The 12,320-nt window shown below is 42.9% G+C and carries 10 protein-coding genes; 3 read left to right on the top strand and 7 right to left on the bottom strand.

Annotated features, from left to right (window positions below; genetic code table 11):
• Nucleotides 1-17: 17 nt before the first annotated feature.
• Together CSV67_RS08015 and CSV67_RS08010 are read right to left on the bottom strand one after the other, a co-directional pair.
• Entirely contained in the window at nt 18-1,340 is a 1,323-nt protein-coding gene (locus CSV67_RS08015; protein WP_233192581.1) for a GntP family permease, read from the bottom strand.
• 221 nt (nt 1,341-1,561) lie between these two features.
• Complete coding sequence (locus CSV67_RS08010; RefSeq protein ID WP_099631077.1) at nt 1,562-2,896, bottom strand: sigma-54 interaction domain-containing protein; 1,335 nt, start codon at nt 2,894-2,896, stop codon at nt 1,562-1,564.
• A gap of 469 nt (nt 2,897-3,365) precedes the next feature.
• Here CSV67_RS08010 and CSV67_RS08005 point away from each other — a divergent pair, with 469 nt between their 5' ends.
• On the top strand, nt 3,366-3,920 hold the full coding sequence (locus CSV67_RS08005; protein WP_099631076.1) for a competence protein ComK: 555 nt from the start codon (nt 3,366-3,368) through the stop codon (nt 3,918-3,920).
• Between the two features lie 441 nt (nt 3,921-4,361).
• Here CSV67_RS08005 and CSV67_RS08000 read toward each other — a convergent pair whose 3' ends face one another.
• From CSV67_RS08000 to CSV67_RS07980, 5 genes are all read right to left on the bottom strand, one after another.
• The gene (locus tag CSV67_RS08000; RefSeq protein ID WP_099631075.1) at nt 4,362-4,874 is read right to left on the bottom strand and encodes a sigma-70 family RNA polymerase sigma factor; all 513 of its coding nucleotides are present in this window, start codon (nt 4,872-4,874) and stop codon (nt 4,362-4,364) included.
• A 775-nt stretch (nt 4,875-5,649) separates the two neighbouring features.
• Nucleotides 5,650-7,632 (bottom strand): methyl-accepting chemotaxis protein, encoded by a 1,983-nt coding sequence (locus CSV67_RS07995; protein WP_099631074.1) that lies wholly within the window; start codon nt 7,630-7,632, stop codon nt 5,650-5,652.
• A 138-nt stretch (nt 7,633-7,770) separates the two neighbouring features.
• Nucleotides 7,771-7,923 carry a YjcZ family sporulation protein gene (locus CSV67_RS07990; protein ID WP_099631073.1) on the bottom strand — a complete coding sequence of 51 codons (153 nt, stop codon included), beginning with the start codon at nt 7,921-7,923 and terminating at the stop codon, nt 7,771-7,773.
• Nucleotides 7,924-7,948: 25 nt separating this feature from the next.
• Complete coding sequence (locus CSV67_RS07985; protein WP_099631072.1) at nt 7,949-8,065, bottom strand: YjcZ family sporulation protein; 117 nt, start codon at nt 8,063-8,065, stop codon at nt 7,949-7,951.
• Nucleotides 8,066-8,178: 113 nt separating this feature from the next.
• Nucleotides 8,179-10,146 carry a methyl-accepting chemotaxis protein gene (locus CSV67_RS07980; protein WP_099631071.1) on the bottom strand — a complete coding sequence of 656 codons (1,968 nt, stop codon included), beginning with the start codon at nt 10,144-10,146 and terminating at the stop codon, nt 8,179-8,181.
• Nucleotides 10,147-10,405: 259 nt separating this feature from the next.
• Here CSV67_RS07980 and flaG point away from each other — a divergent pair, with 259 nt between their 5' ends.
• Entirely contained in the window at nt 10,406-10,780 is a 375-nt protein-coding gene (flaG, locus tag CSV67_RS07975; protein ID WP_099631070.1) for a flagellar protein FlaG, read from the top strand.
• 20 nt (nt 10,781-10,800) lie between these two features.
• Nucleotides 10,801-12,318, top strand: a complete 1,518-nt coding sequence (locus tag CSV67_RS07970; RefSeq protein ID WP_099631069.1) for a flagellar hook-associated protein 2 — start codon at nt 10,801-10,803, stop codon at nt 12,316-12,318.
• Nucleotides 12,319-12,320 lie beyond the last annotated feature (2 nt).

Genomic DNA, 12,320 nt, shown 5'->3' with positions numbered 1-12,320 from the left:
ATTTCCTCCTTGACCTATTAAATACCGAATCCTAGAGAGAATAAAACGATTGCGATGACGACACCGATGGTAGGTACAATCACCGTAACGGCTGCCATTGCACCGTAAGCTGCACGATGCGTTTCACCAGCGATAGACTGAATCGTCGTGACAACGTAGCCATTATGTGGCAATGAATCCAGAGCACCGGATGAAATCGCAACGACGCGGTGAAGTGCTTCCGGATCGACACCCATATCCATATAATGTGGTGCGAGTAGTGGTAGAGCGATTGCCTGCCCGCCTGAAGCGGATCCAGTCATACCTGCGATAACCGATACCGCGATAGCTGCGCCGATTAACGGAGAGCCAGGGATACTTGTCATCACTGCGACGGCATCTTGGAATGCGGGGACTGCTTTAGCAACGCCACCGAATCCAACGACGGCTGCTGTGTTCCCGATTGCGACCATTGCACCGAGTGTACCTGCTGAAACAGCTGCACCGTAGTTTTGTGAGTATTTTCTACCAACGAAATATGTGGAGATGATTCCGCCTAGTAAAGCTAGGATTAAAGCAGATTGTGCTAGTTTGTCATGGAATACATAGGAAATAATCAAGACGATTGCCAATGGAATCATGGATAGGAAAGGGTTTGGCAATGCGCGCGTCGTATCGAATGTAGGATCTGATGCTCTGTCAATAAAACGTTCGCCTTTCTTTACAGCCTTCGTGATGATGCGTTTAAGCCACCAGTAGCCAAAGAAGGCCATGAACAATGCGACTACGAGACTAACTTCCCAGCCAGCATAAGCGTTCGTTCCAAGGAATTCGATCGGGATCCAGTTCTGGATTTCAGGTGATCCCGCAGATGTCATCGTAAACGTGACGGAGCCGAGTCCAAGTGTGGCAGGTATGAAACGTCTTGGTAGATTTGCTTGCTTGAATAGCGAGATCGCCATGGGATACACAGAGAACGCAACGACGAACAAGCTCACTCCGCCATACGTCAGAATCGCACAAGCCATAACAATTGCAAGTACCGCGAACTTCATGCCGAGCTTTTCTACGAACCATTTCGCAACGGCATCTGCCGCACCACTGTCTTCCATTACTTTACCGAAAATGGCCCCGAGTAGAAACATTAAATACCACGACATGATGAAACTCGTGAATCCTGTCATATAGCTAGTGACGAAGTTTTCTTCACCTTCTCCAGCCAGTTGTGGGAATAATGTCATGCCACTCAATAATGCAACAAATAAAGCGGAGACCGGTCCGGCGATTAAAATGTTCACGCCTCTCATCGTTAATACAATGAGTAATGCCAAACCACCAATCAGTCCAATCATCCCTAATATACCCATTCGTATCCCCCCATTTTTAAAAGTTTGTCTAAATTGTTACAAGTAAAGCGCTTTCAAGTATTAAAACAGATAATAAAAAAACATGCAAACCGCTAAATAGCGACGTTTACATGTTTTTCACTAAAAATAATTCCAGTTTTTCGGAATTCCAGAAGTAAAATAATAGGATGCTAGTCCGGAATATTGGAATGAATTCCGATTCGTCGGAAAATAGGTCATATCTCATATTTTTTTAATTTCTCATATAATGTACTTTTACTTAATCCGAGTACAACAGCGGCTTCTTTTTTATTCGGAAATTGTGCTAACGTATCAAGAAGAATCGTTCGTTCCACTTCTTCTAGTGATTCAGCCAGTGTTCTTGAGCTAGGGGAATAGTTAATTTTGCGCTGTTTAACTTGTGGCGGCAGGGCATCCGGTGTAATCGTATCACCGCTTGTTAAATAAACAGCCGCCTGAATGACGTGTTGAAGTTCACGTATATTGCCTGGCCATCGGTACGAGTTCAAGTAGTCCAATGTCTCTTTGGAAAACTCCAAGCTTCTCTTTCCAGTCTGACTAATGGTATTATGCAATATGAAACTGATAATCTCAGAGAAATCTTCCATCCGTTCACGCAGTGGCGGTACATTCAAGGTAATCGCTTGTATACGGTAGTAGAGATCAGTTCGGAATCGATTCATTTCGATGAGTTCAGTTAATGGCTGACTAGAAGAAGCGATAATCCGAACGTTTACGGGTTCTGCCTGGTGTGAATTCAATGATTCGACTACACCGTCATTTAATAATCGAAGAAGCTTCACTTGAACAGGTAAGGGCAGGCTACCGATATCATCTATAAACAAGGTGCCTCCGTCAGCTAGTTGAATTCTGCTTTTTCGATCACTCTTACTTCCTCGTCCAAACAGTTCGGCTTCCAATAAATCGGGCGGAATGGCAGCACAGTTGACTGTGATGAACGGCTCATCTAAACGATTCGATAGTTGGTGAATACTATGAGCGAACAATGTTTTCCCCGTTCCGCTTTCACCTTGGATAAGCACAGGCAAGTCACTCGGGGCGATCATATGAATAGTCTCTTTAATTGAAAGAATACTTGCTGAAGATCCTTTAATATCCGTCATTGGGTAAGCGTTCGGCTCTTGTGCCATTACCCCCATGTTAATTTTCTCTAACGTCTGCTTCACATGAGAACTTAGATGATGCCAGTCGTGCAGATCCCGGAACACTACGCTACCGAATGCGCCGACCACATCGCCATCCACCCTGATTGGTATTCGATTCGCGAGCATATACGTTCCTTTAATATAATGAGGAGAGGCAATATGATCTTCACCAGATTTCAGAACTTCGTGCATACGGGTGTTTTCAATCACTTCATGTACGGGGCGGCCTATAGTATCTCGCTGTTCCATGTGAAGAAATTTACAATAGTCTTGATTCATATAGATAATATTGGCATCTTGGTCCACTACAACGAACCATTGAAATGCATTTTCTAATATTTGATTGAGTACATATTCAGGGAGATTAGTGATTAAGCGATTCAAAAATATACACCATCCTGTCATATTTTATTTTACACCGAACTTATATGCAATGCTTCTACAGACTCCATCATTTACATACACAATATGGCAAATGATACAGTAGTTCAACAATAAAATCAGAATAATGGGAATTAATGTAGACGAAAACATTATAGTACTATATACTTGTTCTTAAGACAGGTACTTTATGCATAACCATCTATGTAAACGCTTACTATCTTTAAAATGAATGAATGCGGGTCGATAACTGAAGCAATACTTATTGGCCTGTTTTTAGTGCGTCAATGTATGTCTGAAAGGAGGTGAGAAATGAATGCGTCACGTAGTGGATAGAGAAAATCCCCGAGTGCTTCATGTCATGGGAGACAGACTCGAGGATTTAATAGCTGGTGTATACCAACATATCGTTAGTATACCCCTTTATCCTACTAACCGAAAGGAGTTTCTATAAAAAGGGGGATAACGGGGCATGGATGAAGAAACAAAGTCAGTGATTTCACCGGGGACGAGTATGGTATATCCGTATTATGACGATGAGGGAAAGTTATGTTCGGTGTTACTGAAAAACGGTGATTTTGTACGGGTGGATCAAAGTCCAACTGAGGTAGTGGACTTGAGTATGCAGTTTTACGGGACGAGTTTGCGTGGCGGAATCGATGGTGGTAAGGCGTTGATGGGCAGAATACATATGACACCTGTGATGGTCAATGAGCGATTGGATATGTATTGGTTTCCAAGTAATTCACCTTCAAGTACTGAATGCGTGTGGTTTTCATTGTCACACATATTGACGTTCTTACCGTTCGATAAAGAACATACAAAAGTGATATTCCGTGATGGCAATGTGTTCACTGTAACCTGTAGTTTTTCAGTGTTTCAGAAAAGATACCAGCGGACCTGCATGTTAAAGAATGGATTGACGGCCAGGTTCACGCAAATGGCGCTCGGTGAGAAGAAGGGGTATAAAACGTATTTGATCCGAAAGAATCACAAGCGTGGGAATTATGAAATCACGGATGAGTAAATAGGGTTATACATAGCGTTCCTCATTGGAGGAGCGCTTTTTTGTCGAATAGTATTGTGAAATGTTCACTGTTTTGGTAGGCGGGGTGGTATAATCAGTGTAATAATGAATCGTTTGGTTAGGGACTCTGTTCATGAGCGGTCAGGAGGGAAGAGTATGTTGTTTGATTTCTTTAAGCCGAAGTGTGAATATTGCAAGAAACGGACGTCTGTCTATCAGGGATATTATTTGCCGAATGATAAGAAGATAAAAGTTTGTTCGTCTTGCGCGCGTTTTGCGCAACGCCGTGGGTTTCGCAAGTGGAAGGGCTGACGTAGGGTTAGGTGTCACCTTCCACTTAAGTTGAACTGGAATCGTCAATTAACATAAAAAGAGACAAAAGCACGATCAATAGAGCGAACAAAAGCAAGAGCTACCCGCATAGGGTGCTCTTGCTTTTGTTTATACGTCAATATTTCTTTTAGTAGTTAGTTGGTCTTTTAATTTCTTTAGTAGTTTTTCCCGACGTTTTTTGATTCCGGAAACTGAAATGCTGAAGTGAATGGCGCATTCAGCTTGGGTTTTGTTTTCTACGTAAAGATGGATGAGGAGTTCGCGCTCGCTTGTCGGGAGTGCGGTAATGATTTCATGTAGTTCGTTGTCAGGATCTTCGGTGAAGTGGTGTTGTGTTAAGTGTTCTAACGTTTCGGTTTCGACTGATGTGTTGTCTTCGCTGAATCGACTTTCCTTTTTCAGGTCGTCGAGCATGGCGCCATAGATGGAACGATAGGCGAAGGGCGTGAAATTTCCTTTCGTTTCATCAAAGCGTGTCCACGCATGAAACAGTGCGATGCGTCCGGTTTGACGGAAGTTGTCGAAATCACGGTAAATGTTTAATTTTCTGATGACGGCTGAAATCATAGGTTCGTATTGTTCCATTAGTTGTTCAAAGTTTTCATTCCGACTATTTTCCATAAAAGCGACCTCTTCAGGCCGTGCACGACACATTGGATTCCCTGGGTATTTATATAATAGGAAGTTTTGAAGGGGATATCGAATCGTCATGTTGTAGTTATGCCTGAGGTGAAGCGTATGCTTTGGTTTGGGGGAAGCAAATGCTTTTATAGAATGAAGTTGAATAGATTTGGTTATTTTTGGATAGTGGGAGGATTGGATTTGGGGGTTGATAGAGCGCCCACGCATTGAGTATGATCGGATACCCCGTTTGATAGAGCGTTTGCGCGTTGAGTATGATTGGATACCCCGTTTGATAGAGCGCTCACGCATTGAGTATGATCGGATACCCCGTTTAATAGAGCGCTCACGCGTTGTGTATGATCGGATACCCCGTTTGATAGAGCGCCCGCGCATTGTGTATGATCGGATAACCCGTTTGATAGAGCGCCCGCGCATTGTGTATGATCGGATAACCCGTTTGATAGAGCGCTCACGCGTTGGGTATGATCGGATACCCCGTTTGATAGAGCGCCCACGCATTGAGTATGATCGGATACCCCGTTTGATAGAGCGCTCACGCATCGAGTATGATCGGATACCACGTTTGATAGAGCGCTCGCGCGTTGAGTATGATCGGATATCGTGTTTGATAGAGCGTCCACGCGTAGAGTATGAGCGCGTACCACGTTTAATAGAGCGCCCCCACACAGGGTATGATCAGATACCACGTTTAACAGAGCACTCACACGAAAAAGAGAAGATCCCACATACCAGGGATCTTCTCTAAAATCATTTACATTTTAAATTGTGCAATGACTTCTGTTAGCTGCTCGCTGAGTTCAGTCAATGTTTCGGCAGCTTCTGTCACCGACTGGATGGCGCGAAGTTGTTCTTCTGAGGACGCGCTGACTTCTTCGCAGGCCGCTGCGGTTTCTTGTGATGTGGCGGACATGGTTTCCACGGTTAAAGACACGTCGTCTTTGTGCGTAGCGATCAAGCGAATTTCATCGGATACTATATGGATGGATTCTTGCATCGTGTCCATGAGTGAAGACAGTTCTTCAAACGTATTTTCCGTATCTCCGACGACTACGCCTTGGTCGCGGAATGTGTGGATGGTTTGTTGCATTTGTTCAGATACGATATGTGATTCTTTTTGTAATTCTTCTATTGTTACTTTGACATCGTCTGTGGCACGTGCGGATTGTTCAGCCAGTGTGCGGACTTCTTCTGCTACGACTGCGAATCCTTTTCCGTGCTCGCCGGCCCTAGCTGCTTCAATGCTTGCGTTTAGTGCCAAGAGGTTGGTTTGTTTTGAAATGTTCATAATCGTTTCCATGACACTACCGATTGCTTGTACTTTACTTGCGAGTGAATTCATGTCGTAGGACATCTCTTCTAGCGTTTTACTCGTAGTCGTAAAGGAAGTCTTCAGTGCATGCATTTGTTGTTGGCCATTGGTGTTTTGAATCCCAGTTTGTGTTGCGATATCCAGCATCACTTGCGATTTTTCTTGAATTTCATTGATTTCCTGGCTGAGAAGGTCGATGCGTTCTGTCACAATTTCTGCGTCTTCTGCAGATTTAGCGGCACCTTGTGCAATTTCCCCAACAGCCATGGCGACTTCATTGCTTGCGGCACTTGTTTCTTCTGATACGGCACTTAAGCTTTCGGAATTCGAACGGACATGGTCTGCTGATGTATGGACGACTGTGATGATAGTGTTCATATTTTGCACCATATGATTGAAGTCACGACTCAGTTCACCAATTTCATCTGTACTTTGGTTATCTGAACGTACTGTCAGATCCCCGCCAGACACTTTAGCCATCAATTCTTTGACCGTATCGAGTGGCTTCAACATACGGCTGATTGTGATAAATAGACCAACGAATGTCAGAAGCAACGTAAGGAGTGCAATAAGTAGCATGGAGTTGCGTAATGAATTCGCCATCGCGCTTAGATTGCGTTCTTCAAAAACTGCTCCAACTTTCCAGTTAAAGTCGGGAATTGTCGTATAGATATTGCGCTTGTCGATACCGTGATCATCGGTATATTGGATGACACCATGGTCTGCATCATACATTTTTTTGTAGTGCGCTTCGTTTGTTACATCGGTTCCTGATTTGGAAGGATGCACGATAGCCAGTCCTTGATCATCGAGCAACACAGGATACCCGTTATAGCCGATATCACGACCCGCTATTTCGTCTGTTAGAGCGGCTAGTTCCAGATCCAGTCCGAGAGCACCGACAAACGTGCCGTCTAGCATAATGGCTTTAGAAGCAGTGATGACAAACTGATTGGTCGTATCATCAAAATACGGTTCCGTCCATTGCACTTCGTCTGGATATTGTTGCGCTAATATATACCAGTTTCTAGTCGTTGGATCATAATCCGTTAAATCACCATTCGGTTTGATGACAGTAAATTTAGATGTCAATGAATAATAGACGGCATCCGTACTTGGATACATGGACAAGAAATTGCCCAAACGTTCCTCTAATTCCTTAACGGATACGTCCTTGCCATTTTCACCGATAAATTTAGTTACTGTATCGGTCGTTGCGAGCAATGCCAATCCTTTTTCATACTTGTCCATAAAATGATAAATACCAAAACTCATTTCATTGACGATAGCATTACTCGAATCAATGGCATTGGCAATAGATTGTTTCTTCGCTTGCTCATTCGTCATCCATGTCATGAATGAAATGCCGAGAATGAATAAAATGATAGCGGTTAAGATGATTTTTGTTTTAATTGACCGTAACATGTGGTGTTCAGCTCCTTCTAAGATGTGTAATGCGTTAGTGTGACTAACTTGATATCGGCTATATTTCCTATATGTTCATCGTTGTGTCAAGAAAACGAAGAAACCTGTCGAAAAATCGACAGGTTTCTTTTTAACCTATTATAGGCAAGCGGCGCCTACAATAATGAGTAAGATAAACAGAACGACAATCAATGCGAATCCGTTACCGCATGAGCGGTAATTGCCACCAGTCTCACAACCGGATTCTCCGTAACCGCCACCACCGTAGCCATATCCACCGAATCCAAACATGTCTCCACCTCCAATTTTTTAGTAATTAGCAACCGTAACCCATAAATCCTGCGCCGACAATGATCAATAAGATAAACAGAACAACGATCATTGCAAAGCCGAAGCCTCCATCGTATCCAGATCCTTTAACTGATTCTCCCATATTGATTTCACCTCCAAATGTGGAACTACCCTTATTCTATGCAAAGATTCTCGGAGTGCCTTGGCTTTTATAAAAAAATCCGCCAATCCTTAGAGAAGGAAAGGCGGATCGTGTTAGATTTTGAATCGTTCCACGGCATTACTAAGGTCTTCACTCAACTGAGTCAGTGCTTCAGCCGCTTCGGCAACAGAACCAATTGCGTGGAGTTGTTCATCTGAAGAGGCACTCACTTCTTCACAAGCCGCTGCAGATTCTTCTGTTGTGGATAGTAAAATTTGAATTTGCTCGGAGACATCGTTTTTATGCACATCCATTTCTTGAAGAGCCATAGTGAATTGATTAATCCGGGATTGCATATCGCCAATGAAACTAGAAATATTTTCGAATATTCCTTCTGTATCTAGTACGACTGTACTTTGTCGTTCAAATGTATTCCGTGTATTGTCCATTTGCTCAATGACATGTTGTGTGCCGTTTTGCAGTTCTTGAATCGTAGAACGTACTTGTTCCGCAGATTTCGCAGACTGCTCTGCCAATTGACGGACTTCGTTTGCTACAACTGCAAAGCCTTTACCGTGTTCTCCGGCCCTCGCTGCTTCAATACTAGCGTTTAACGCAAGTAAATTGGTCTGGGAAGAGATCGACGTGATGGCGTCAATGACGGAACTGATCGCTTTCACTTTATCTTCTAATGAGCCGATCATCGTGCCCATTTGTTGCAAGTCTTGATTCCAGTTATTGAAGGAAGAGCTTAAAATACTCATCTGTGCGCGCCCATCTGCGTTGAATGTTACGGCTTCTGTTGCCAAACTTGCCATTTCGCTGGCTGTATCATTGGCTTCTTGAATTTGCTGATTCAATAACTCCGCACGAGTCGTCACGGTTTCCGCATTGTCCGCAGACTCCACAACGCCTCGCGTAATTTCTGCCAAAGCACTCGCGATTTCTTCACTTGTCGCATTGGTTTCTTCGGATACTGCACTCAAGTTTTGTGAACTCGCCAGTACATTGGATGCGGAATGCGTAACGGTCGTAATCAAACTGTTCATGTGGTCGAGCATCTTATCAAACCCTGTGCCTAATTCTCCAATTTCATCAGTGGATTGGATGTTGGCTCTGACTGTTAAATCGCCGTCGGCTACTTGCTGCACGGTCTCTTGTAAACGGAAAATCGGCTTCAATATTCGGCTGATGAAAATGAATAGAATAATCGCCAGTATCGCTAGGGTCACGATAGCTGCAATGATCATGACGTTTCGTAAACCGGTTGCGAGAGATTGCATGTTTTTCTGATCGTAAATGACCCCGAGTTTCCAGTCAAAGTTTGGAATCGTCGTGAACATGTCCACCTTTTTGACATCTTCTTGCTCGAATGTATGGTGGCCAGCTGTCTTTTTGTACATTTCGGCTACATAGTCACGATCCATGAGATTCTCCCCGACGAGTGAAGGATGGGCGATAGCTGTCCCTTCCGAATCGAGAATGAATGCATAACCGCCATGGGGGATAGCTGTTGCTGAGATATCTTCTGACATGGTGGATAATTGAATATCAATGCCTACAACACCAACTAGTTGATTGCCGTTCATCACGGCTTTTGAAGCACTAATAATGAAGTTACCTGTCGCTGCGTCAATATACGGTTTGGTCCAGTGTACGCGATCTGTTTCTGCTACTGCCTTTTGATACCATTCACGTGTAGACGGATCGAAGTCTGTCAAATCCACGTAAGGACGAATCATCGTTTCTTTTGTCGCAAAGCTAAGATACGTACTAGATACGTCAGGGTACGTCTCCAACGTGTGGGTAAGTGCTTTCGCAACGTCTGCCTCACCGCTTGTGGCGGTCGCATTCGTATAGTCTGATGAATCGGTCAGCAAGTCTAACCCTTTACTGTATTGCAGTAAATCCGCTTCAATCGATGCACTCATTTCATTTAGCAACGTACTGCTCGATTCTGTAAGATTTTTCTCTGTCCGTTCTTTGACTAACCAGCTACTAATTCCCGTCATTGTCAGGACCCCGCCAGCAACTAGCACGAGGACAAGAAGGATCATTTTCGTTTTGATGGAATGAAACATGGATGTATGCTCCTTTACTCTTATAGATTATTCTAATCATACAGTACTTTCGACTAATCTAATAGTCTGTTTTTCATAACGGGGGTAAATATTTATTTGCATAAGAATAGAAGTCGCAAGAATTTCCATACATCATACGCAACGTAAAAATACAATAGCTGTGAATCTATAGAAGAAAAACAGGGGATACGCTCAACATCGCGTATTTCAATCCGATACTATACATAACGATTGTTCATTACAGACGGGGGGAACCAGCATGGTCAACCGAATTGGCGAAGGCCCCGCAACCCAACCAGTGCAAACATCATATGCGAGTGGGACTGTTGAAAACAGAAGTGAAGTTCCAAGTATTCAGCCCATTGGTCAACCAACTCAACAGATGACACCAGAACTACAAGTGGAGTTGTCAAAGAGTGAGGCGAAAGAATTAACGGATGGTATGAATAAATTCCTCGAAAGTGCGAATGTCCAGTTACGATTTAAATTTCACGAACAGCTGAATGAATATTACGTAACGATCGTGGACCCTGAAACGGAAGAGGTAGTGCGTGAAATACCGCCAAAAAAATTGCTCGACATACATGCAGCCATGAGAGACTTCATTGGATTACTAATCGATCATAAAATATAACTAAAAAGGTGTGAGGCACGATGAGAATCGGCGGATTGGCATCCGGAATCGATACAGAATCCATTATCAGAGACATGATGAAAGCGCATCGGATTCCTCTTGATAAAATTACACAAAAGAAACAATACACACAATGGCAACTAGACGATTATCGTTCCACCAACCGTGACTTGAGAAAGTCGAGCGATAAGCTATTTGACACGGTCATGAAGCAGAGCACGTATATGAAGAAAAGCGTCAGTGTGTCTGATGATAAGGCGGTTAGTATTACAGCTAAGGGATCAATTTCTGACTTTTCGGGGACGATTGAAGTGACAACGTTAGCAAAGCAAGCGACATTTCAAAGTGGTAAACTTACACAAAAAAACAAAGATAACGTCGAAGAAAATCTTACCGACGAACAAGTGAAAACTTTGAAAATATCGCAATTAGATTCTGCTATTACTAGCCCGACATTAAAGATAACAGCGCCTGGAAGGGAACCATACGATGTAGTGTTTGATAAGGATTCAACAATAGATTCTATCTTGACTCAAATCAATGAAAAAACTGGTGTCAGTGCATTTTATGATTCATCATCAGGTCAAATTGCATTGAATACGAAAAGTAGCGGTGCAGGGGAAATCAAGATTGAAGGTACTATTGCGTCAGCCTTAAAATTAGATATTAATGGAGAAGGTATAAACAAAGCGGTTTCAAAAGAAGGTTCTGACGCAAAGTTTACCTTTAATGGTCTAGAAACAACACGCGCATCTAACACATTCACTATTAATGGATTTGAAGTTTCACTTAAACAGACGACAACTTCGCCTGTAACATTTAACTCAACAACCGACACGGATCAAATCTTAAAATCAGTAGTAGAATTCGTCAATGACTATAACGAAATGATCGAAAAACTGAACAGCAAAATTAAAGAAAAACAATTCAAGTCTTTTCACCCGCTTTCCGATGAACAAAAAGCCGATATGAAAGAAAAGGAAATTGAACTTTGGGAAGAAAAAGCCAAGAGCGGTACCTTAAAGGGCGATCCAGCACTAACTTCGATGCTAAATAATTTACGTTCTATTATGAGTAGCACTGTTGCCTCTACTGACAAAGATGGAAAAAAAATCAATATCAGCCTGAAAGATTTAGGCATTGAAACAACGAGTAATTATTTAGACAACGGTAAATTAACAATCAATGAAGATACACTTCGTGCGAAAATTTCGGAAAATCCAAACGCAGTCTATGATTTAATCGGTAAAAGCAATACGAATCCTAAAAAGGGAGGAATTGCACAACAATACCGAACTGAATTACAAGACGCTCAAAAAAAGATTACCGTTAAAGCGGGTAGTTCAACAGCGGTAAACGACACGTTTGCCCTGGGTCGCTCCCTCAAAAGCATGGACAAACAAATCGAGCGCTTTGAAAGTAAGTTAAAAATGATGGAAAGTCGTTACTGGAAACAGTTTAACGCAATGGAGCAAGCTATCCAACGTGCGAATTCACAGTCTGCTCAGTTGATGAGTTCACTTGGCGGCGGCATGTAACG

Source organism: Sporosarcina sp. P2 (assembly GCF_002743255.1).
In the GTDB taxonomy this organism is placed as follows: domain Bacteria; phylum Bacillota; class Bacilli; order Bacillales_A; family Planococcaceae; genus Sporosarcina.
This window is presented reverse-complemented; position numbering and strand designations above follow the sequence as displayed.